This is a genomic window from Streptomyces sp. NPDC001492, assembly GCF_053597275.1.
The window spans coordinates 181,358-203,424 of sequence record NZ_JBSFHW010000012.1 but is presented as its reverse complement, the minus strand read 5'-3'; the positions used below and the strand labels follow the sequence as shown (position 1 = coordinate 203,424).

The 22,067-nt window shown below is 70.5% G+C and carries 19 protein-coding genes; 6 read left to right on the top strand and 13 right to left on the bottom strand.

What is annotated here, in order from left to right:
• The first annotated feature begins 24 nt into the window (after positions 1-24).
• On the top strand, positions 25-876 hold the full coding sequence (locus ACWC1K_RS18130) for a transglutaminase family protein (protein ID WP_450832431.1): 852 nt from the start codon (positions 25-27) through the stop codon (positions 874-876).
• Between the two features lie 114 nt (positions 877-990).
• Here ACWC1K_RS18130 and ACWC1K_RS18125 read toward each other — a convergent pair whose 3' ends face one another.
• The 8 genes from ACWC1K_RS18125 to ACWC1K_RS18090 all read right to left on the bottom strand — a co-directional run bounded on the left by ACWC1K_RS18125 (position 991) and on the right by ACWC1K_RS18090 (position 8,566).
• Positions 991-1,605, bottom strand: coding sequence for a response regulator (locus tag ACWC1K_RS18125; RefSeq protein WP_450832430.1), 615 nt, complete (start codon positions 1,603-1,605; stop codon positions 991-993).
• Positions 1,602-2,792 carry a sensor histidine kinase gene (locus ACWC1K_RS18120; RefSeq protein ID WP_450832457.1) on the bottom strand — a complete coding sequence of 397 codons (1,191 nt, stop codon included), beginning with the start codon at positions 2,790-2,792 and terminating at the stop codon, positions 1,602-1,604. The genes ACWC1K_RS18125 and ACWC1K_RS18120 overlap by 4 nt, the downstream gene beginning before the upstream one ends.
• 5 nt (positions 2,793-2,797) lie before the next feature.
• The gene (locus tag ACWC1K_RS18115; protein WP_450832428.1) at positions 2,798-3,529 is read right to left on the bottom strand and encodes an ABC transporter permease; all 732 of its coding nucleotides are present in this window, start codon (positions 3,527-3,529) and stop codon (positions 2,798-2,800) included.
• The gene (locus ACWC1K_RS18110) at positions 3,526-4,452 is read right to left on the bottom strand and encodes an ABC transporter ATP-binding protein (protein ID WP_450832426.1); all 927 of its coding nucleotides are present in this window, start codon (positions 4,450-4,452) and stop codon (positions 3,526-3,528) included. The genes ACWC1K_RS18115 and ACWC1K_RS18110 overlap by 4 nt, the downstream gene beginning before the upstream one ends.
• A gap of 143 nt (positions 4,453-4,595) precedes the next feature.
• Positions 4,596-6,890: a hypothetical protein gene (locus ACWC1K_RS18105; RefSeq protein ID WP_450832424.1), complete on the bottom strand. Its 2,295-nt coding sequence runs from the start codon at positions 6,888-6,890 to the stop codon at positions 4,596-4,598.
• 154 nt (positions 6,891-7,044) lie between these two features.
• Positions 7,045-7,455, bottom strand: a complete 411-nt coding sequence (locus ACWC1K_RS18100) for a DUF6113 family protein (RefSeq protein ID WP_450832422.1) — start codon at positions 7,453-7,455, stop codon at positions 7,045-7,047.
• The gene (gene mshB / locus ACWC1K_RS18095) at positions 7,452-8,324 is read right to left on the bottom strand and encodes an N-acetyl-1-D-myo-inositol-2-amino-2-deoxy-alpha-D-glucopyranoside deacetylase (protein ID WP_450832420.1); all 873 of its coding nucleotides are present in this window, start codon (positions 8,322-8,324) and stop codon (positions 7,452-7,454) included. Before mshB ends, ACWC1K_RS18100 begins: the two co-directional genes overlap by 4 nt.
• Positions 8,325-8,371: 47 nt before the next feature.
• The gene (locus tag ACWC1K_RS18090) at positions 8,372-8,566 is read right to left on the bottom strand and encodes a hypothetical protein (protein ID WP_003992731.1); all 195 of its coding nucleotides are present in this window, start codon (positions 8,564-8,566) and stop codon (positions 8,372-8,374) included.
• Between the two features lie 176 nt (positions 8,567-8,742).
• On the opposite strand from ACWC1K_RS18090, the gene ACWC1K_RS18085 reads away from it, so the two are divergent.
• Positions 8,743-10,902 (top strand): prolyl oligopeptidase family serine peptidase, encoded by a 2,160-nt coding sequence (locus ACWC1K_RS18085; RefSeq protein ID WP_450832419.1) that lies wholly within the window; start codon positions 8,743-8,745, stop codon positions 10,900-10,902.
• Positions 10,903-11,024: 122 nt separating this feature from the next.
• Here the strand turns inward: ACWC1K_RS18085 and ACWC1K_RS18080 are convergent, their stop codons facing one another.
• Genes ACWC1K_RS18080 through ACWC1K_RS18060 form a run of 5 tightly spaced genes read right to left on the bottom strand, consistent with a single transcriptional unit; the run spans position 11,025 to position 16,573 of the window.
• The gene (locus ACWC1K_RS18080; RefSeq protein WP_450832418.1) at positions 11,025-12,056 is read right to left on the bottom strand and encodes an ABC transporter ATP-binding protein; all 1,032 of its coding nucleotides are present in this window, start codon (positions 12,054-12,056) and stop codon (positions 11,025-11,027) included.
• Complete coding sequence (locus ACWC1K_RS18075; RefSeq protein ID WP_450832416.1) at positions 12,049-13,032, bottom strand: ABC transporter ATP-binding protein; 984 nt, start codon at positions 13,030-13,032, stop codon at positions 12,049-12,051. The genes ACWC1K_RS18080 and ACWC1K_RS18075 overlap by 8 nt, the downstream gene beginning before the upstream one ends.
• 9 nt (positions 13,033-13,041) lie before the next feature.
• Positions 13,042-14,019: an ABC transporter permease gene (locus ACWC1K_RS18070; protein WP_450832414.1), complete on the bottom strand. Its 978-nt coding sequence runs from the start codon at positions 14,017-14,019 to the stop codon at positions 13,042-13,044.
• Complete coding sequence (locus ACWC1K_RS18065) at positions 14,012-14,935, bottom strand: ABC transporter permease (RefSeq protein ID WP_450698395.1); 924 nt, start codon at positions 14,933-14,935, stop codon at positions 14,012-14,014. Before ACWC1K_RS18065 ends, ACWC1K_RS18070 begins: the two co-directional genes overlap by 8 nt.
• Positions 14,936-14,941: 6 nt before the next feature.
• Positions 14,942-16,573, bottom strand: coding sequence for a peptide ABC transporter substrate-binding protein (locus tag ACWC1K_RS18060; RefSeq protein ID WP_450832413.1), 1,632 nt, complete (start codon positions 16,571-16,573; stop codon positions 14,942-14,944).
• Between the two features lie 532 nt (positions 16,574-17,105).
• On the opposite strand from ACWC1K_RS18060, the gene ACWC1K_RS18055 reads away from it, so the two are divergent.
• The 4 genes from ACWC1K_RS18055 to ACWC1K_RS18040 are packed head-to-tail and all read left to right on the top strand — an operon-like array spanning position 17,106 to position 21,960.
• A complete protein-coding gene (locus ACWC1K_RS18055) occupies positions 17,106-18,977 on the top strand; it encodes an ABC transporter substrate-binding protein (protein WP_450832411.1) in 1,872 nt (623 codons plus the stop codon).
• A 3-nt stretch (positions 18,978-18,980) separates the two neighbouring features.
• Positions 18,981-20,057: an ABC transporter permease gene (locus tag ACWC1K_RS18050; RefSeq protein WP_450832409.1), complete on the top strand. Its 1,077-nt coding sequence runs from the start codon at positions 18,981-18,983 to the stop codon at positions 20,055-20,057.
• Positions 20,054-20,965, top strand: coding sequence for an ABC transporter permease (locus tag ACWC1K_RS18045; RefSeq protein ID WP_450832408.1), 912 nt, complete (start codon positions 20,054-20,056; stop codon positions 20,963-20,965). Before ACWC1K_RS18050 ends, ACWC1K_RS18045 begins: the two co-directional genes overlap by 4 nt.
• On the top strand, positions 20,962-21,960 hold the full coding sequence (locus ACWC1K_RS18040; RefSeq protein WP_450832406.1) for an ABC transporter ATP-binding protein: 999 nt from the start codon (positions 20,962-20,964) through the stop codon (positions 21,958-21,960). The genes ACWC1K_RS18045 and ACWC1K_RS18040 overlap by 4 nt, the downstream gene beginning before the upstream one ends.
• Positions 21,961-22,067 lie beyond the last annotated feature (107 nt).

The following is a 22,067-nucleotide window of genomic DNA, read 5'->3' as shown; positions in this document are numbered from 1 at the left end:
GCCGCGAGAGGGCACGAGGCTGCTATGCGTCCCCCATACCCCCCACCGCCCGAGCGGTCCGCCGAACTGCGGCGGCGGTTCGCCGAGGAGGCGCGCTCCGAGCGGCCCGATCTGTCGACCTTGTGCCTGCTGGTGGGCGCGGAGGCGGACGGGGCGCTGGACGAGGCGGGCCTGGACGCCGCCCAGATGGAGCTGGACCGGCTGGCGGGGCGGGTGCCGTTCCGGCCGGGCGGTCCGATGGCGTGGGCGACGGCGCTGCACCACCTGCTCGGGGTGCAGGACGGCTTCCGCGGCTCCCCCGCCGACTACCAGCGCCTGGAGTCCTCACTGCTGCACGAGGTGCTGCGGCGGCGGCGCGGGCTGCCGATCCTGCTGTCGGTGGTGTGGATGGAGGTCGCACGGCGGGCGGGGGCGCCGGTGTACGGGGTCGCGCTGCCGGGGCACTTCGTGGTCGGGTTCGGGCCTCGGGAGGAGCAGGTGCTGGTGGATCCGTTCGACGGGGGGCGTGTGCTGGGGGTCGGCGACGCCGAGCTCTTGGTGGCCGGGGCCACGGGGGCCGCACTCGATCCCTCGATGCTGACGGCGGCGGATCCGCTGGATGTGGTTCTGCGGATCCTCAACAACATCCGGGCGTGGGCGGCCGCTCGGCCGGAGCGGTCGGACGTGTCCTTGTGGGCGGTGGAGCTGTCGTTGTTGTTGCCTTCGCGTCCTGCGCGGTTGCGGTATGAGCGGGCGCAGGTGCTCGTCCAGCGGGGTGACTTCGTCGAGGGGGCGGTGGAGTTGGAGGAGTACGCGGAGTTGATCAGTGCGGTGGATGAGGTTGCCGCGGAGCGAGTGCGGGGGCAGGCCCGGGCGGCTCGGGCACTTCTCAACTGAGTTCGCCTATTCGCCATAGGGGAACCTGTGATTTCGCGAGTGCAGGTTCGTCGCGGCTTGTCGCGCCCACGCGGCGGAGCCGCATATCAGCACAGCCCCGCGCCCCTAGGAGGGCTACAGCCAGCCCTTTTCTCTAGCGATCCGTACCGCCTCCGCCCTGTTTCTTACCGCCAGTTTCTGGATTGCCGTCGAGAGGTAATTGCGGACCGTGCCCTGGGACAAATGCAGGGTCTTCGCCAGTTCCGCGTTCGTCGAACCGTCCGCCGCCGCGCGCAGGACCTCTCGCTCTCGGTCCGTCAGGGGGTTGGCGCCTTCGGCGAGGGCCGCTGCCGCCAGGGTGGGGTCGATGACCCGCTCCCCCGCCAGCACCTTGCGTACCGCTTCTGCCAGTTGGGCTGCCGGGGCGTCCTTGACCAGGAAGGCGTCGGCGCCCGCTTCCATGGCGCTGCGGAGGTAGCCGGGGCGGCCGAAGGTGGTGAGAACGACCAGTTTCACGCCGGGCAGGGCCTTGTGGACCTGGGCCGCCGCCTCGATGCCGGTGCAGCCCGGCATCTCGATGTCGAGGAGGGCCACGTCCACGGCGTGCTCGCGGGCGGCCGCCAACACCTCGTCGCCGCGGGCCACTTGGGCCACGACCTCGATGTCGTCCTCCAGGCCGAGGAGGGCGGCCAGCGCCTCGCGGACCATGGACTGGTCCTCGGCGAGGAGCACCTTGATCGTAGAGCTCATGCCCCGGATCCTACGGCCGACGGGGTGTCGGCGGGGACGCGGGCGACGAGGCGGAAGCCGTGCTTGATACGGCCGGCTTCCAGGGTGCCGCCGGCCTTCTCCAGGCGTTCCGTCAAGCCCGTCAGACCGTTGCCCGGGCCCTTGCCGGGGCCGCCGGAGCCGTTGTCCTCGACGGCTAGTTCGAGGACCGGGCCGTCCAGGGTCTGGCGGTGCAGCACCTCCACCGTGCAGCGGGTGGCGCCGCTGTGCCGTACGACGTTGGTGACCGCCTCACGCAGCGCCCAGGCGAGGGCGGACTCGCTCTCCGAGGAGACGCCGGTGAGGTCCGGCTGGTCGCGGACCTCGGCGGTGACGCCCGCCGCCGTCAAGGCGACCTGGGTGCCCGCGAGTTCCTCGGACAGGCGCGGGCGGCGATAGCCGCTGACCGCCTCGCGGACGTCCACCAGGGCCCGACGGCTGACCTGTTCGATGTCGGCGACCTGCTGGGCCGCCTTCTCGGGGTGGTCGGGGAGCATACGGCCGGCCAGTTCGCTCTTGAGGGTGATGAGCGAGAGGGAGTGGCCGAGGAGGTCGTGCAGGTCGCGGGCGAGGCGCAGACGCTCCTCGTTGGCGGCCAGTTGGGCGACCGTGGCGCGGGCCTTGCGCAACTCGACGGTCGTGCGCACCAGTTGCTTCACGCCCATCATCGCGAAGCCCAGGAGCAGCACCACCAGGACGAGGCTCCAGTCGTCCGCACGGAAGTGCAGGAGGACCAGGAGCATCGTGAGGGTGTTCAGACCGATCGCCCAGTACGCGATCCGCTGCGGCAGCGTGGCGCCGCAGGTGACGGAGACGTACACGAAGAGGCCGATCCACGCGCTGCCGAGGGTGAGGCACAGGACCAGGGCGAGCGTGCCGAGCACGGCGACGAGGGCACCGACGGCCCGTCCGGAGTACGGGCGGCCCATGTTCCGGAAGACCAGCGCCAGATAGACGCCGGTGAAGGAGGTCAGGGCCACCCAGCCCGCCGCGGTCGCGGCAGGCGTGTGGTGGCCGGAGGTCAGGTCCTGCACCGGCGACCCGAGGAAGATCAGCCAGGGCAGGATCCAGACCAGCTTGCGCGTGGCCTCGCCCCGGTTGCGGGGCGGCTGGCCGACCCGGATCGCGTTCTCGGCCCGCAGTTCCGCGGGCAGCCCGTCGTCCGTCATCGTGCTCACGCCTTCAGCGTGTCCTTCCGGTACAGCCACGCCGCGCCGCCCGCGAACAGGACGAAGTAGACGACGAGGAGGGCGAGGTCCTTGGTCTCGGGGGACCGGCTCTGTTCGATGGCCCGTCCGAGGGCAGCGTACGCGTGCGTGGGCAGCCACTTGGCGATGTCCTGCAGCCACTGCGGGAAGGTCGTGGACGGCATCCACAGACCGCCGAGGATCGACAGGCCGAAGTACGTGATCATCGTGATCGGACGGACCGCGTCCCCGGTGGCCAGGTAGCCGATGGCGACGCCGAGCGCCGCGAAGACCAGACTGCCGGCCCAGATCGCCCCGGTGAGCGCGAACCACTGCCAGGCGTCCAGCCGTACGCCCCGCACGGCCGCGGCGACCAGGAAGACGACCACGATGGACGGCAGGCTGACGACCGCGGCGCCGGCGGTCTTGGCGAGGACATAGCCGCGCCCGGGCAGCGTGGTCAGCCGCAGCTGCCGCACCCAGCCGCCCTCCCGCTCCTTGGCGATGCGCTCGCTGTTGCCCATGAGCACCGCGGTCAGGGCGCCGAAGGAGGCCATGGAGACCATGACGTACGAGGCGACGCTCAGGCCGCTGCCGGCGACCTTCCCCGTCTGGTTGGAGACGAGCAGGAAGATGACCGACGGGTAGATCACCGAGAAGAACAGGAACTTGCGGTTGCGCAGGGCGCGGGTGAGCTCCAGCTTGATCAGACTGTTCACGACTGCTTCGCCTCCTCGGCGGCGGTGATGGCGACGAAGGCCTGCTCCAGACCGAGCCCGGCGACTTCGAGGTTGCGGGGGTAGACGCCGAGGCCGTACAGGGCGTGCACGGTCGCGTCGGCGTCGGAGGACTGGATGCGGACGGTCTGGCCCGATACGTCGATCGAGGTCAGGAAGGGGAGGCCACGCAGGGGCGCCTCGTCGATCGGACCCTCCAGATCGAAGGCCACCCGCCTGGCCCCCGCCTTCGCCTTGATCTCGGCCGCCGTGCCGTCCGCCAGCAGCCGGCCCCGGTGCAGGACCAGCACCCGGTCGGCGATGGCGTCCGCCTCCTCCAGGTAGTGCGTGGCGAACAGGACCGTACGGCCCTGGTCGGCCTGCTCGCGCATGGTGGCCCAGAAGGCCTGGCGGGCCGAGACGTCCATGCCGGTGGTCGGCTCGTCGAGGACGATCAGGTCGCTGTCGCCGGCCGTGGCGAGGGCGAAGCGGACGCGCTGGGCCTGGCCGCCGGAGAGCTTGTTGACCTTGCGGTCGGCGATCTGCGAGATACCGGCGCGGGCGAGCACGTCCTTCGCCCGGTAGGGCTTCGGGTGCAGGTCGCAGGCCAGCTTCACCAGCTCGGCGACCGTGACCTCGTCCATCAGCCCGCCGCTCTGCAGCATGGCGCCCACGCGCCCGGCGACGATGGCCTCGCGCGGGCTGGTGCCGAAGACGCGGACCGTGCCGCTGTCGGGGTTCTTGAGGCCGAGCAGCAGATCGAGCGTGGTCGACTTGCCGGCTCCGTTCGGCCCCAGCAGGGCCACGGTCTCCCCCGGGTGCAGGGCCAGGGTCAGCCCGTCGACGGCCCGTACGGTCCCGTACGTCTTGCTCACCTGGTCGAAGCCGACCACCGGGGTGGTGGTCGCTTTCGCTGTCGTCGTCATGGGACCCATGGTGGCCGCGCAGGCCCAGGTCGCGGCAGTGTCGGCGGTCCTGACCGCCGGATGACAGATGTCATACGGCGGACCGTGACATACGGCGAAGGGGGCACCCGGCGCCTGCCGGGTGCCCCCTTTCCGGGCTGACGTCAGCTCGGGTTGGTCTTGATGATCCCGACCCGGTTGGTCTTGCTCAGCAGCGCCTGACGCAGGGCGACGTAGACGTCCTGCGGGGTGACGGCCGTCTTCTTGCCGGTGCCCCGGGTGATCAGGACGTTGTCGAACTGGCCGCCGTAGAGCTGCTTGAGCGCGGCGAGGTCCGGCTTGTCGACCAGCTTGCCGCCCACGGCCGCGACCCTGAGGAACTTCCACAGGGAGTTCTGCGGGCTGAGCGGCAGCGAGACGCCGGTGTCCGTCTTGACCGTGACGAGCCCCGACATCGCCGGCTCGGCGAAGGCCTTCATCTCCCGGTCGACCTCGGCGTTCGTGACCGTCGGCTGCTGGGTCGTGGTCACGACCGTGACCGGGTCGGTGGCGTTGGTCTCCACCTGGCTGCGGTACGCCTCCTCGACCGCCCGGGCGGACCCGGCGGCGTCGATGCCCTTGCCCGCCTTGCCGTAGACGGCGACGGCCTTGCCGGACTTGAACTCGATCGTGCCCTCGGTCATCGAGCCGGAGCCGCCCGCCGTGGCCTTCAGGGCGGCGGTCAGCTTCTCCTCGTCGACGGGCATGACCGGGTCGACGACCCGGTGGTTGCCGAAGAGGGAGCCGATGACGGAGATCGGGTTGTAGTCGGCCTGCGCGGCCGCCGCGACCGTGGCCTGCTCGTCGAACTGGAGGCCCGCCTGGTCCGGCTTGAGCTCGACCGTCTTGCCGCCGACGGAGAGCTTCAGCGGCTTGTTCACCCGGTCGCCGAAGGCCGCGTCGAGCTTCTTGACGGCCTCGTCGCGGGTGCCGCCGCCGATGTCGACGCCGAGCACGGTGGTGCCCTTGGGCACGTCGGAGTGGTTCATCAGCAGCCCGGCGCCGTAGGCGAGACCGCCGACGATGACCACGCCGGTGCCGAGCAGCACCAGCTTGTTGCGCCCCTTCTTCTGTTTCTTGGGGGCGGAAGCGGCCGGCTTGTTCTGTCCGGCCGGCTCGGGCAGCTTCGGGGGCGTGTGCGGCAGCGGTCCGTCGGTGTGGGAGCCGGGGCCGAACGGCGAGCTCGCGCCGGGCGACCCGACCGGGACGCCACTGGTGACGGTGTGTCCGGAGATGTTGTCGGGCGCCGGGAAGCCCTGCTGGCCCGGCTCGGCGGCCGGCTTCTGCGGGGTGAGGATCGCGGTGTCGTCGCTGAGGCCGCCACCGGGGCCGAGGCCCGCGCCGTGCGTGCCGCCCATGGTTCCGGGGCCACCTGGGCCGCCGATGCCCGCGGGGCCGCCGAGGCCGACGGGTGCGCCGGGGCCGCCGGGTCCCTGGGGGCCGGGTCCCGTACCGAAGGGCGAGGTCACGGGGCCGTCACCGGTGACCGGACCGACGGTCGGGCCCGCGGGGCCCTGGGCTCCGCCGACCTGGCCGCCGCGGCCGTTCGGCGCGTTGAAGCCGCTCGCGCCTGCCGGGCCGCCGTAACCGCCCTGGCCGTTCTGCCGGTTCTGCCCGTTCTGGGTGTCGCGCTCGCCGTCCGAGAAGTACGGGAGCTCGTCACGGCTCGGCTCGCTGCCCCGGCCGCCCGGGCGCGCGCCGTTGCCGAGCGGTCCCGCGGCCAGCGCCTCGGTGACGTCGAAGGAACCGGTGCCGCCGCCGTGCCCGGGGGCCACGGGTCCGCCGGTCGCTCCGGGGAGCCCGGCGCCGTTCGTCCCGCCCGGGCGGCCGCCGCCCGCGCCGCCGGGCCGGGAGCCGCCCGGCACGCTCATGGAGCCGACCACACCGCCGGGACGACCGGCGCCCGGACGCGCGCCGCCGGAAGGGGCACCCGCGCCGAAGGGACCGGCACCCGGGGCGGGCGGCGCACCCGCGCCCGAACCGCCCGGCAGACCGGCGCCGTTGGTGGAGCCGCCGCCCTGACCGCCCTTGGCGGGCGCCGACTTGCGGGGCGCGAACCACCCGCTCGTCCTGTCCTCGGCGGGCTGGGCGGGCTCGGCCGGGGGCTCGACGGTGCCCATGGCCTGGGTGGCACCGGTCGCCGGAGCCTCGGTCTCCCCGGTGTCGTCGGAGCCTTCGGTGCCCGCGACGGGCGTACGCACGACGACCGGCGGAATGGGCCGCGACCCGGGGATGTTGATCCGGATCCGGGTCGTCAGCGTGGTCTCGGTCTTGCGGTCCTCCGGCTGCGTGGCCGAACGGCCCGCATCCGTACCGGCGTCGGAAGCCGTGGGGGTCCCGTACGGCGGCGTGCCCGACGGGTATGCGGCTTGGCCGCGCCCGTTGGGCCCGGAGGACGGAGTGTCAGTTTCACGACTCAAGGCAGGTTCTCCCGGTTGGCTCCGCCGCCCGACACAACCTCACGGGCGGCTCGGCGGCGCGCACCACCATACTGGCCACTTCTGGCGCGTATCCCATGACCGCCGGGGAAACCCACACGGGACTCCCACGCTCGGTTAATGGCGAAGTGGTACGTCACTTGCCAAGTCGGACGTCACGGGCACGTGGTTGCCGCCCCTGTCCAAGGGTGGCGCAGATCACAGCGATGGCCATCCCTCCGAGAAGGAAGAGATAGGAACCACCTCCCGCGCCGAAGAGGAAGTCCCCTTCGGGTCTGCTGGCGGTGAGCAGGATGACGGAGATCATCCATCCGGCGGCAGGTGCGATCGCCCCGCCGCGGCTGCCGGTGGCCCGTCCGCCGCCGAGACAGAGCCCGGCCTCGCCGGCGAGGGCGAGCAGCAGCCCGCCGGGGAACCAGCCGGCCTGCACCAGCGCACCGGCCGCGCCGACGACCGCGCCGAGCACGAAGAGGCCCACGTACAGGAGCGTCCGTCCGGGGGAGGGCCGCCGCAGCGGCTGGGCGAGCAGGGAACCGCGCTCCGTCATGACGCCTCCTCGGCACCGGCGGACTCGGTCCCGGCGAAGAGATCGGTCTCTCTCGGCTCCGCCGCCGCCCCGCGCGCCAGTTCGTAGTACTCGGTGGTGAAGAGGGGCTGCGCCTGTTCGTTGGAGAGCGCGAAGTACGGTTCCGCGACCTCGATCTGGGTGGCGTGGGCCCGCATCGCGGCGGCCTTGGCGGCGGCGTGCGCGGTGCCGTCGATCTCGGCGGTGATCCGGTCGTCGGGCACGACACCCGGTACGTCGTCGATGACGGCGGCCTTGGAGAAGGGAAGACCGGGCAGATCCTCCGCAAGCCGGGCAAAGGCGGCCTCGGCGACGGGCCGCGGCACGCGGTTCCAGTACACCTTGGGGATCTCCCACCCTGCCCGCGCGGCCAGTTCGGTGGCGCGCATGGCCACGCGGTGGGCCTGGATGTGGTCCGGGTGGCCGTATCCGCCGTTGTCGTCATAGGTGACGAGGACCTGGGGGCGTACCTCCAGGATCACCTCGACAAGGTGGGCGGCCGCCTCGTCCACGTCCGCCTGCCAGAAGCAGGCCGGGTCGTCGTTGTCGGGCAGGCCCATCATCCCGGAGTCGCGGTAGCGGCCCGGGCCGCCGAGCTGACGGAAGTCCTCGACGCCGAGCGCGCGCATGGCGGCCGTGAGCTCCCGCAGCCGGTACTCGCCCAGGGCGGCGCCGGTGAGGTGCCCGAGCTCCGGCGGAATGACCTCGCCGAGCTCACCGAGGGTGCAGGTGACCAGGGTCACGCGGGCACCCCCGGCCGCGTAGGCGGCCATGGTCGCGCCGTTGTTGATCGACTCGTCGTCCGGGTGCGCATGCACCAGCAGCAGACGCCGGGAGGGCTGTTCCGTCATGGAGCCAGCCTACGAGGCGGCACCGACAGCGCGGTGCAGCCCGGGCGTCAGAACTTGATGCTGCCGATCATCCCCGCGATGTTCGTCGTCAGCTCGCTGATCGTGGGAGCAACGGTCGAGGAGGCGAGATAGAACCCGAGCAGCATGCAGACGATCGCATGCCCCGCCTTCAGACCTGACTTCTTGATCAGAAGGAAGACGATGATCGCCAGCAGCACCACCGCCGAAATCGAGAGTGCCACGGCGGCTCACCTCCAAAGGTCCCAAGAGCGCGGGGGTCGGACTTAGGGGCCGGACAAAACCACACAACAACCAGCAGGTTGATACCCACTATGCGCTAGTGATCATAACTATCCGACCGCGCGCATCGATCGGCGCACGGCCGCACAAGGGGGCGCATGGCCAATATGGTCAGGGCATGACGACGACGTCCGACTCCTTCCCCCGCAGGCACGCCCGCACCCAGCGGTTCACCCTGGGCGCGCCGCGCGCCTTCACCGTGGCGCCCGACGGCACCCGTGTCGTGTTCCTGCGCTCCACCTCCGGTACGGACAGGGCGAGTTCCCTGTGGGTGCTCGATGTGGGGGACGGCGGGGAGCGCGTGGCGGCCGACCCGCGCGCCCTGCTCGGCGGCGCCTCCGAGGACCTGCCGCCCGAGGAGCGGGCGCGCCGCGAGCGCAGCCGCGAGGGCGGCGCCGGCATCGTCGGCTACGCCACCGACGCGGCCGTGGAGTTGGCGTCCTTTGCCTTGTCAGGGCGGCTTTTCACGGCGGAGCTGCGGGCCGGTACGGCACGTGAACTCCCCACCCCCGGACCGGTGATCGACCCGCGACCCTCCCCCGACGGCCGGCACGTCGCGTACGTCGCGCAGGGTGCGCTGCGGGTGGTGGGCGCCGAGGGCAAGGACGAACGGGCCCTTGCGGAGCCCGAGTCGGCGAACGTCACCTACGGGCTGGCGGAGTTCATCGCGGCCGAGGAGATGCAGCGCCTGCGTGGCTTCTGGTGGTCCCCGGACTCGGACCGGCTGCTGGTCGCGCGCGTGGACGACACGCCGGTACGGCGCTGGTGGATCTCCGACCCGGCCCACCCGGAACGTGAGCCACAGCACGTCGCCTACCCGGCGGCCGGCACCGACAACGCGGACGTACGGCTGTTCGTGATCGGTCTGGACGGGGTGCGCACGGAGGTCGCCTGGGACCGGGCGCGCTATCCGTACCTGGCGCATGTGCACTGGTCAGAAGCGGGCACACCCCTGCTGCTCGTACAAGCGCGCGACCAGCGCAGCCAGTTGTTCCTGGCCGTGACCCCTCAGACCGGCGCGACCCGGCTGGTGCACGCGGACGAAGATCAGATTTGGCTTGATCTTTTCCCCGGGGTGCCCTGCTGGAGCCCGTCCGGACAGCTCGTGCGCATCGTGGACGAGGGCGGTGCGCGGGTCCTGGCGGTGGGTGAACGCCCGCTGACCGGGCCGCAGTTGCACGTCCGCGCGGTGCTGGACGTCTCGGACGACAACGTGCTGATCGCCGCGTCCGCCGGCGAGGAGGCCGAGGCGCCCGAGACCGGCGAGGTGCATGTCTACCGTGTCAACGAACTCGGCCTGGAGCGGGTCTCGCAGGAGCCCGGCGTGCACTCGGCGGTGCGCGCCGGGGGCGTGACCGTACTGGTGTCCGCCGCACCGGACCGGCCGGGCGCCCGCGTGCGCGTGCTTCGCGACGGCGACCGAAGGGAGACGGGGGTCCCCCCGGCCGGAGGCTGGGGGGAGACGGCGACCATCGCCTCGTACGCGGAGGATCCCGGTATGACCCCGCGGGTGACCCTCACCGAGGGGGGCGCACGGCGCATCCCGTGCGCCGTGCTGCTTCCCCGCGATCACGACGGCGAGACCCCGCTCCCGGTCCTCATGGATCCCTACGGCGGTCCGCACGGCCAGCGGGTGGTGGCCGCGCACAATCCGCATCTGACCTCGCAGTGGTTCGCCGACCAGGGGTTCGCGGTCGTGGTCGCGGACGGCCGCGGCACCCCCGGCCGCTCCCCGGCCTGGGAGAAGGCGGTCCGCGACGACCTCGCGGGAGTCACCGTCGAGGACCAGGTGGACGCGCTCCGGGCGCTCGCCGACCGCTTCCCGCTGGACCTGACGCGGGTCGGCATCCGCGGCTGGTCCTTCGGCGGCTATCTGGCGGCGCTCGCGGTGCTGCGCCGCCCGGACGTCTTCCACGCGGCGGTGGTGGGCGCCCCGGTCACCGATCTGCGGCTGTACGACACCCACTACCAGGAGCGCTACCTCGGCCACCCGGACGAGCAGCCGGAGGTCTACCGCCGCAACTCGCTCATCGACGACGCGGGCCTGGTGGACGCGGCCGAGCCGCACCGGCCGATGATGATCATCCATGGTTTCGCCGACGACAACGTGGTGGTCGCCCACTCCCTGCGGCTGTCCTCCGCGCTGCTGGCCGCCGGCCGACCGCACGAGGTGCTGCCGCTGTCCGGCGTCACGCACATGACCCCGCAGGAGTCGGTCGCCGAGAACCTGCTGCGGCTCCAACTCGACTTCCTGAAGCGGTCGCTGGGGCCGGCCTAGGCACGGCAACGGGCCGGGGCTACATGGCGAGCCCCGGCCCGTTTACGGCACCCGCACGGCCGTACGCTCTAGAGACTGACGCGTCCGTATATCGGAACCGGGTCGGCCAAGTTGCCTGCGTGTTACTCCTCGGTCGGCACGACGGCCTTCTCTTCTGCGAAGTGGCAGGCCGAGTCATGGGCGGCCGGACCGCTCACGCCGCGCAACCCGGCAGGCACCGCCAGCAGCGGCACCTCCAGCGCGCACCGCTCCTGCGCCTTCCAGCACCGTGTGCGGAAGCGGCACCCCGAGGGGATGTTCGTCGGTGACGGCACGTCTCCCGAGAGGATGATCCGCTCCCGGCGCTCCCGCGCTGCCGGGTCGGGCACGGGGACGGCGGACAGCAGCGCCTGGGTGTAGGGGTGTGTCGGATGGTCGTAGATCTCGGCGTCCTTGCCTGTCTCCACGATCCGCCCGAGATACATCACCCCGACCCGGTCCGAGATGTGCCGGACGATCGACAGGTCGTGCGCGATGAAGACGTAACTCAGCTCGAACTCGCTCTGCAGCCGGTCCATCAGGTTGATGACCTGGGCCTGCACGGAGACGTCCAGCGCGGAGACCGGCTCGTCGGCGACGATGACCTCGGGACGCAGCGCCAGCCCGCGCGCGATGCCGATGCGTTGGCGCTGGCCGCCGGAGAACTGGTGCGGATAGCGGTTGATGTACTCGGGGTTGAGCCCGACCACGTCCAGCAGCTCCTGGACCTTCGCCCGCCGGTCGCCCTTGGGCGCCACCTCGGGGTGGATCTCGTACGGCTCCCCGATGATGTCGCCCACGGTCATCCGGGGGTTGAGGGAGGTGTACGGGTCCTGGAAGACCATCTGGATGTTGCGCCGGACGGCGCGCAGGGCCTTGCCGGACAGCTTGCCGATGTCCTCGCCCTTGTAGCGGATCTCCCCCGCCGTCGGCTTCTCCAGGTTGACCAGCATCTTGGCGACCGTCGACTTGCCGCAGCCGGACTCCCCGACGATGCCGAGGGTTTCACCGCGGGCGAGTTCGAAGTCCACGCCGTCGACGGCCTTCACCGCGCCGACCTGCTTCTTGAAGAGAATCCCCTGAGTGAGCGGATAGTGCTTGAAAAGCCCTCTGACCTGCAGAATCGGCTCAGCCATTCATGCACTCCCTCCAGAAGTGGCAGGCGCTGCGCCGGGCCGGCTCCTCACCGTTCACCTCGTACAGGGGCGGCTCGTCGGTCCGGCAGACGTCCTGGGCCATCGGGCAGCGGGGGTGGAAGGCGCAGCCCGGCGGGATGTGCATGAGGTTGGGCGGCAGCCCCTTGATGGCGTAGAGCTCCCGGCCCTTCTGGTCGAGCCGCGGGATCGATTCCAGCAGGCCCTTGGTGTACGGGTGCGCGGGCACCTTGTAGATGTCGTGCACCGGGGCCGACTCGACGATCCGGCCCGCGTACATCACGGCGATCCGGTCGGCGACGTCGGCGACCACGCCCAGGTCGTGGGTGATCAGGATGAGCCCCATGTTGTACTCGCGCTGCAACTCGGCGAGCAGGTCCATCACCTGGGCCTGGACGGTGACGTCCAGTGCCGTCGTCGGTTCGTCGGCGATGATCAGCGCGGGCTCCAGTGCCAGCGCCATCGCGATCATGATGCGCTGGCGCATACCGCCGGAGAACTGGTGCGGGTAGTCCTTGACCCGCTCCCTGGCGGCCGGGATGCGCACCCGCTCCATCAGCTCGACGGCCTTCGCCCGCGCGTCCTTCCTCGACATCCCCCGGTGCACGACGAACATCTCGCCGAGCTGGTCGCCCACGGAGAGCACGGGGTTGAGTGAGGACAGCGCGTCCTGGAAGATCATGGCCATCTCGGCGCCGCGGACCTTCCTGCGCTCGTCCTCCTTCAGCTTCAGCAGGTCCGTGCCCTGGAAGAGGATCTCCCCGCCCGTGATCCTGCCGGGCGGCATGTCGAGGATGCCCATGACCGCCTGCGCGGTGACGGACTTCCCCGACCCGGACTCCCCGAGCACGGCGAGGGTCTCCCCCTCGTCCACGGCGTAGTCGACCCCGTTGACGGCCTTGGCGACCCCGTCCCGGGTCCGGAACTCCACGTGCAGGTCCCGCACTTCGAGCAGCATGACGTCGGCTCACCTCAGCTTCGGGTCGAGGGCGTCGCGGACCGCGTCGCCGAGCATGATGAACGCCAGCACGGTGACCGCCAGCGCGCCGGCCGGCCACAGGAGCATGTGGGGGGCGTTGCGGATGTACGGGGAGGCCGCCGAGATGTCGATGCCCCAGCTGACCGTGGGCGGCTTCAGACCGACGCCGAGGTACGACAGGGTCGCCTCCAGCGCGATGTACGTGCCGAGCGCGATGGTCGACACGACGATCACCGGGGCGACCGCGTTCGGCGTGATGTGCCGCAGCAGGATGCGGGAGTCGGAGGCGCCGAGTGCGCGGGCGGCCTGCACGTAGTCGTTCTGCTTGGCGGTGATGACCGAGCCGCGGGCGATGCGGTAGACCTGCGTCCAGCCGAGCAGCACGATGAACCCGATGACCGGCCAGATGGTGTTGCTGGTGACCACGGAGAGCAGGACGAGACCGCCGAGCACGACCGGGATCGCGAAGAAGATGTCGGTGATCCGGGACATCAGCGAGTCCCAGCCCCCGCCGAAGTACCCCGCGAGCCCGCCGAGGACCGAGCCGAGGAGCGCGACGCCGAGCGTGGCCAGGACGCCGACGCTGATGGAGATGCGGGTCCCGTACACCGTGCGCGTGTAGACGTCGCAGCCCTGGCCGTCGTAGCCGAAGGGGTGCCCGGGCTGGGAGCCCTCCTGGGCCTTGGCGAGGTCGCACTTGAGGGGGTTGCCGGAGGCGATCAGCGACGGCCACAGGGAGATCACGACCAGGAACAGGATCACCAGCGCCGAACCGATGAAGACGGGGTTGCGGCGCAGGTCGCGCCAGGCGTCCGACCACAGGGAGCGCGGCCTGCCCGCCGGGCCGGCGCCGCCCGGGCCGCGGGGGGTCCCCTCCAGCGTCTCCCCCTCGCTCACGGCCAGGTCCATCGCGCCGCCCGTGCCCGTGGAGGAGATGGCGCCCTCGGACTCGTACTGCTCAGGCATAGCGGATCCTCGGGTCGAGTACGGCGTACAGGAGATCGACCAGCAGGTTGGCCACCAGGAAGACGAGGACGAGTACGGTCACGAAGCCGACGACGGTCTGCGTGTTCTGGCGCAGGATGCCCTGGTAGAGCTGGTAGCCGACGCCATGGATGTTGAAGATCCGCTCGGTGACGATCGCGCCGCCCATCAGGGCCCCGATGTCCGTGCCGATGAAGGTGACCACGGGGATCAGCGAGTTGCGCAGCAGGTGGCGGATGATCACCCGCTGCCTCGGCAGGCCCTTGGCGACGGCCGTGCGGACGTAGTCGGAGCGCCGGTTCTCCGCGATGGAGGTACGGGTCAGCCGGGTGACGTAGGCCAGGGAGACGGACGCGAGGACCAGGCCCGGCACGATCAGCTCGCTGAAGGTGGCGTCGGTGGAGACCGACGGTTTGATCCAGCCCCACTCGACGCCGAGGAGCAGCTGGAGCAGCAGGCCGGTCACGAAGGTGGGGACGGAGATGACCACGAGGGTGGCCAGCAGGACCGAGGTGTCGACCGGCCGGCCGCGCCGCAGACCGGTGATCACCCCCAGGGTGATGCCGATGACGATCTCGATGAGGATCGCGACGATGGTGAGCCGGATGGTGACCGGGAACGCCGTCGACATCAGCTCGGTGACCTTCTGGCCGTTGAACGCCGTACCGAAGTCGCCGGTGAAGACGTTCCCCATGTAGGTCAGGTATTGCTGCCACACCGGCTTGTCGAGACCGAACTCCTTCTTCAGCTGCGCTGCCGTGGCCGGGTCGCACTGCCGCTCGCCGCACAGTCCCGCGATGGGGTCGCCCATCACGTTCACCATCAGGAAGATCAGCAGCGTGGCCCCGATGAACACCGGGATCATCTGGAGCAGACGCCGGACCACGTACCGTCCCATGCGCGGTCAGCCGACCTTGATCTCGTTGTAGACGGGGACGCTGAACGGGTTCAGGGCGACGTTCGACAGCCGGTCGGACCAGCCCGCGCTGCCGTTCTGGTACCAGAGCGGGATGGCCGCCATGTTGTCGCGGACGACCTTCTCGGCGTCCTGGAAGAGCCCGATCGCCTTGGTCGTGTCGGTCTCGGCGTTCGCCTGGTTCACCAGCTTGTCGAAGTCCTTGTTGGACCAGTGGCCGTCGTTGGAGGAGGCATTGGTGTAGTAGAGGGGCTGGAGGAAGTCCTGGATGAGCGGGTAGTCCATCTGCCAGCCGGCCCGGAACGGCCCGGACATCTTCTTCTGCGTGATCCGGTTGCGGAAGTCGGCAAAGGTGCCGACCGGGTTGCCGACGCAGGCCTTGTCGTTGCCGAGCGCGTTGTTGATGGAGTTGCAGACGGCGTCCACCCACTCCTTGTGGGAGCCCGTGTCGGCGTTGTACGAGATCTTGACCTGGCCGCCGGGCAGCCCGCCGCCCTCCTGGATCAGCTTCTTGGCCTCGCTGGGGTTGTAGGTGCAGCCGTCCCCGCACAGCCCGTCCTGGAAGCCGCCCTTCGTGCCGAGGACCGGGGAGGTCCAGTCGGTGGCCGGAGTGCGGGTCTTCTGGAAGATCGTGTCGGTGATCTGCTTGCGGTTGATCGCCATGGACAGGCCCTTGCGGACCTTCTCCGAGCCGCTCTTGTTCCAGTCCGGGTCGTAGAACGGGAAGGCGAGCGTCTGGATGATTCCGGCGGGGGTGTTGAGGTACCGGTCGCCGAGGTCGGCCTTGACGTTCTTGAGCTGGGCGGCCGGGACGTCGTCGACCAGGTCGAGGTTGCCGGCCATCAGGTCGGTGTAGGCGGTGTTGTTGTCGGTGTAGACCTTGAGGTCCACGCCGCCGTTCTGCGCCTTGTCGGTCCCGGGATACGCGTCCCACTTCCTCAGGGACATCTTCGAGCCCTTGGTGTACGACTCCACCGTGTACGGCCCGTTGCCGACCGGCTTCTTGATCCACGCTGCGTGGTCCGTGAAGAAGGCCTGGGGCAGCGGGTCGAAGGCCGAGTAGCCGAGGGTGTCCGGGAAGGTCGAGAACTTCTGGCTGAGTTTGACGGTGAAGGTCAGGTTGCCGGTGACCTTGAGGCCGGAGAGCGTGTCGGCGGTCTGTGCGCCGGTTTCCGGGTGGACCTTGTCGTAGCCGTCGATGTACCCGAAGAAGATCGCGTTCTTCTGGTGGTTCTTCAGACTGGCGCCGTAGTTCCAGGCGTCCACGAAGGATGTGGCGGTGACGGCTTCGCCGTTGCTGAACTTCCAGCCGCTCTTTACGGTGACGGTGAAGTTCTGCGAGTCCGTGGTGTCGATCTTCTCGGCGAGCATGTTCTTGGCGGCGCCGGTCTTCGGGTCGTATTTCTTCAGTCCCCGGAAGATCATGTCGAGGACCTTGCCGCCCTGCACCTCGTTGGTGTTGGCCGGCTCCAGCGGGTTCTGCGGGTCTCCCCAGGAGGAACTGAGCACCGCACTGCTGTCACCGCCGCCACCGCTGCCGCTGCTACTGCCGCAGGCGGTCGCGGCGAGTGCGAGCGCCGCCGCGCCTGCGGCCCATGTGGCGTGCGTGGCTCCACGCATGGAGTGCCTCCTCGGAATGCCCAACCGTTACCGGTCAATATCCGAGCAAGTGGAACGCACTGCACATTCGGTGCACCCATCTGCGGGACGGGTCGCCCGAAGGAGGGAGCGAAGACGACAGCACTGCGGTTCGCGGGGCTCCTGGGGGAGATACCCGCTCGGGGGGTGTGCCGTCCTGGCGTGGTTGTGGGTGCGGGCGAGCCTTTGTCGCCCCGGCCGCCCCTACCCGTCCCGTACCGGGGGGACGGATCGTCCGTTCGCAAGAGTCACGACATCATCACGGTGGCCGGTTCCCTCCGTTCACGGCGTCAGCGCTCTACCAGGACCCCTTCACAGGTCTTGACCAATAGCGGTCCGAGCGAACATCAACTCGCCGTTTTCGCAGGCCACCATGGTTTCACGCGCCGTTGACGTGCGCAGACTGCCGCTGGTAGACACACTCATCACCCAGTCGGCCCGTCACCAGGCCAAACCCGCTCCTGAAGTCCGAACCAGCCGTCCCCGTGCGAGCGATGACGTGAGGTCACGATCCATGAGCACACAAGACCAGCACGGCACCAGGCGTTCACATCCGAGAAGACCGCGATCGCACACGGTCCGGCTCATGGCGGCCGCCGGCGCCGCCGCCCTGACCTTCTCGGCGGGCCTCGCGACTCCGCTCAACCCGGCGCCCCAGCGCGCGGAGGCCGCCCAGGGCAAGAAGACCCTCACCGTCGCCGTGGCGCAGAGCGTCGACTCGCTGAGCCCCTTCCTGGCGGTGCGTCTGGTCAGCACGAGCGTTCTGCGGCTGACGTACGAGTACCTGACCGACTACGACCCCGGGGACGCGCACCCGGTCCCGGGCCTGGCCACCAGTTGGCAGCCGTCCGCCGACAAGCTCACCTGGACGTACACGATCCGCTCCGACGCGAAGTGGTCGGACGGGCAGAAGGTGACCGCCGAGGACGCCGCCTGGACGTTCAACAAGCTGATGACCGACCAGGCCGCCGCCACCGCGAACGGCAGCTTCGTCACCAACTTCCGGAAGGTGACGGCACCGAGCCCCACCAAGCTGGTCGTCGAGCTGAAGAAGCCCCAGGCCACCATGACGGCGCTCGATGTGCCGATCGTGCCGGAGCACCTCTGGAAGGACGTCAAGGACTTCTCGAAGTTCAACAACGACAAGTCCTTCCCCGTCGTCGGTGACGGGCCGTTCGTCCTCACCGACTACAAGGCGGACAGCTATGTCCGGCTCAAGGCCAACAAGAGCTTCTGGCGCGGGGCGCCCAAGTTCGACGAGCTGGTCTTCAAGTACTACAAGGACCAGGACGCGGCCGTGGCCGCCCTGCGCAAGGGGGAGGTCTCCTTCGTCGCGGGGGCGCCCGCCCTGACACCGGCCCAGGCGGCCTCCCTGAAGGGCCGGCAGGACATCCGCGTCAACGACGCCCCCGGCCGGCGCTTCTACGCTCTCGCCACCAACCCCGGCGCGCAGGCGAGGAACGGCAAGAAGTTCGGCGACGGCGACCCGTCACTGCTCGACCAGCGGGTACGGCACGCCCTGTTCCTGGCCGTCGACCGCAAGACCATCATCGACAAGGTGTTCCAGGGCCACGCGGTCGAGGGCCAGGGCTACATCCCGCCGCGCTTCTCGACGTACTTCTGGAAACCGTCGGCGAGCCAGACGCTCTCCTACGACCCCACGAAGGCCGCCCAGCTCCTCGACCAGGCCGGCTACAAGAAGAACGCCGACGGCAAGCGGGTCGGCAAGGACGGCAAACCGCTGAACTACCGGGTCCTGTGCCACGCCACCGACCCCAACGACAAGGCGGTCGGCCAGTACCTCAAGGAATGGTGGGCCAAGCTGGGCATCGGCATGACCCTCGACTGCCTGGACAACGTCACCGACCCCTGGCTCGCGGGCAAGTACGACCTCGCCTTCGACGGCTGGTCCGTCAACCCCGACCCGGACTACGTGCTGTCCATCCACACCTGCGCCGCCCTGCCGGCGACCCCGAAGGACACCGGCGCGACCGACAACTTCATCTGCGACAAGACCTACGACGGCCTGTACGCCAAGCAGCTCGCCGAGTACGACTCCGCCAAACGGGCCGACGTCGTCAAGCAGATGGAGTCGCGGCTGTACGACCTGGGGTACATGAACGTCATGGCGTATCCGAACGCCGTCGAGGCCTACCGCACCGACCAGATCAAGTCGATCGAGACGATGCCGAAGGCCGCCGGCAACATCTACGGCCAGGACGGCTACTGGAGCTGGTGGTCGGCCGTCCCGGCGGATTCCGGGTCCTCCTCCGGGGGCTCCTCGACCGGGGTGATCGTCGGTGTCGCCGCGGGTGTCGTGGTCCTCGCCGGCGCCGGACTGCTCCTCGCGCGGCGCCGTCGCGCCACCGCGGACGACCGCGAGTAGCCCATGCAGCCGACCGCCCCTGACGCGGCGTCCGCCGCGGTCGACAAGGCCGCCGTACCGGTCCCGGCCGGTCCGGCGACCCGCGGACCACGGGCCCGCACCGCCTCCGCGTACCTGCGGTACGGGGCGGGCAAGGCGGGCGGCGCCGCCGTGTCGCTGCTCGCCGTGCTGGTCACCGGGTTCTTCCTGTTCCGGCTGATCCCCGGTGACCCGGTCAAGACGATGACCGGAGGCCGCCCCGTCTCGGCGGAACAACTGGCCGCCTACCGCAGGGAGTTCGGGCTCGACCTGCCCGTGTGGCGGCAGTTCACGGACTACTGCGGCAAGGCGCTCACCGGCGACCTGGGCACTTCGTACCAGTTCCGCACCCCGGTCGTCGACAAGATCGGCGAGGCGCTGCCGAACACACTGCTGCTGACCGGCACGGCCTTCGTGCTCTACACCGCGCTCGGCATGTTCCTCGGCACCCGCTCGGCCTGGCGGCACGGCAGGCTCGGCGACCGGCTCAACACCGGCCTGGCGCTGACCCTGTACTCCGTACCGTCGTTCTGGCTGGGCCTGCTGGTCATCATCGTGTTCGGCGTGGGTCTCGGCCCCGTCCCCGGGCTGTTCCCGACCGGCGGCATGGAGTCGGGCGGCAAGGAGGGGTTCGCCTACGTCCTCGACGTAGCCCATCACCTGGTCCTTCCCGTCCTCACCCTGGTCGCCGTCGAGTACGGCCAGACGCTGCTGGTCACCCGCTCGGCGCTGCTCGACGAGATGGGCAGCGACTATCTGACGACCGCACGCGCCAAGGGCCTCCGCGACGATCTCGTGCGGCGCCGGCACGCCGTGCCGAACGCGCTGCTGCCCACGGTCACCCTGGTCTTCGTCAACCTCGGTCGCACGGTCGCGGGCGTCATCCTGGTCGAGACGGTCTTCTCCTGGCCGGGCCTGGGCGGGCTGTTCTACCAGGCCCTGAGCGTCCCCGATCTGCCGCTCGTCCAGGGCCTGTTCCTCTTCTTCGCCTCGGCGGTGATCGTCATGAACACGCTGGCCGACCTGCTCTATCCGCTGCTCGACCCACGGGTGGGCCGATGACGACCGCACCGGTGCAGGAGACCCCTCGCCGGCTGGCGTGGCAGCGCCGCCGCCGCTCCGCCGTGCGGTTCTGGCAGCAGTACCGCACGCACCGCGCCGGACTGGTCGGACTGGGAGCGCTCGCCCTGTTCGCGCTGGCCGCGCTGACGGCACCGCTGACGGTCGGCTCGGGGGTGGCGGGCGTGACCGACGCGCCGGGCAGTCCTCTCCAGCCGCCGAGCGGTGAATTCCCACTGGGCACCGACCGGTTCGGGCGCGATCTGCTGGGCCTGGTCGTGTGGGGCTCCCGGGTCTCGCTGCTGGTCGGGCTGCTCGCGGCGGTGCTGTCGGTGGTGATCGGCACGGTCGTCGGCATCACCGCAGGGCACTTCCGGGGGCCGTACGCGACCGTACTGATGCGGATCACCGACTGGTTCCTCGTGATGCCGGCGCTGGTGCTCGCCATCGCGCTGGCCACCGTGATGTCCCGCTCCCTGGGCACGGTGATCCTCGCGATCGGCGTCACGTCCTGGCCGACGACGGCCCGGCTGGTGCGCGCCCAGACGCTGGCGGTGGAGTCCCGGCCGTACATCGAACGGGCGAAGGCGCTCGGCGGCGGGCACTGGCACGTCATGACCCGCCATGTCCTGCCCAACGTGATGCCGCTGGTCCTCGCCCAGACCACCCTGATGATCTCCTCCTCCGTCCTCGCCGAGGCGACACTGGCCTTCCTGGGCCTCGGTGATCCCACGGTCATCTCCTGGGGCGGCCTGCTTCAGGACGCACGCGAGGCCGGTGCGGTCAGCTCCGGCGACTGGTGGTACCTGGTGCCACCGGGCATCGCGATCGCGGTCGTCGCGCTGACGTTCACGCTGTGCGGGCGTGCGGTGGAGTCCGTCCTCAATCCCAGGCTGGGGGTGGCCCGTTGACACTGCTGGAGGTACGGGACCTCGAGGTGACGTACGCCGGTGGAGCGGCCGCGGTGCGGGGCGTGGATCTGTCGCTGGCGGCGGGGCAGAAGCTCGGCATCGCGGGCGAGTCGGGGTGCGGCAAGTCCACGCTGGCGCTCGCCCTGCTCAGGCTGCTGCCGGCCGGGACCCGGGTGTCCGGGGAGATCCTGCTGAACGGCGAGGACGTCCTGACCATGCGGTGGGGGCAGGTGCGGGCGGTGCGCTGGGCAGGCGCCTCGATCGTCTTCCAGGGGGCGATGCACTCGCTCAACCCGGTGCACCGCGTCGGCGACCAGATCGCCGAGCCGATCCTGCTGCACCACGGGGTGACGGCGGCCGCGGCGCGCAGGCGCACCGGTGAGCTGCTGGAGCAGGTGGGTCTGCCCGCGGCACGCGCGTCGGCGTATCCCCACGAGCTGTCCGGCGGCCAGCGCCAACGCGTCATGATCGCCATGGCGCTGGCCTGCGGCCCGCGGCTGGTCATCGCCGACGAACCGACCACCGCGCTCGACGTGATGATCCAGGCACAGATCCTGCGGCTGATCGAACAGCTCGTCGCCGAGCAGGACGTCGGCCTGATCATGATCAGTCACGACCTCGCGGTGCTGGCCGACACCTGCGACCGCCTCGCGGTGATGTACGCCGGCCGGGTCGTCGAGGAGGGGCCCGCCCGGCAGGTCTACGAGGACGCCCGGCACCCGTACGCCAAGGCCCTCTCGGCGGCCTTCCCGCGCATCGGCGACCGGGCCTCCCGTTTCGCCCCGAGCGGCCTGCCCGGCGACCCGCCCGATCCCACCGCGCTGCCCTCCGGATGCACCTTCCACCCGCGCTGCCCGGTCGCCCTGGACGAGTGCACCGCCGAGGACCAGCGGCTGCGGGACGCGGGGCAGGGCAGGTGGGCGGCCTGTGTGCACGTCGGGGCAGCAGTCCCACCCCCGGCCGGCCCGCCCGAGGACGCGAGGAGCACCACATGACGACAACCCCCTCCTCGCCACCCCTGCTCAGCGCCCAAGGCCCGCACGCAACCTCTCCCCGGCCGCGAGACACAGGACCCGAACGGCAAGCAGCCTCCGCGCACATC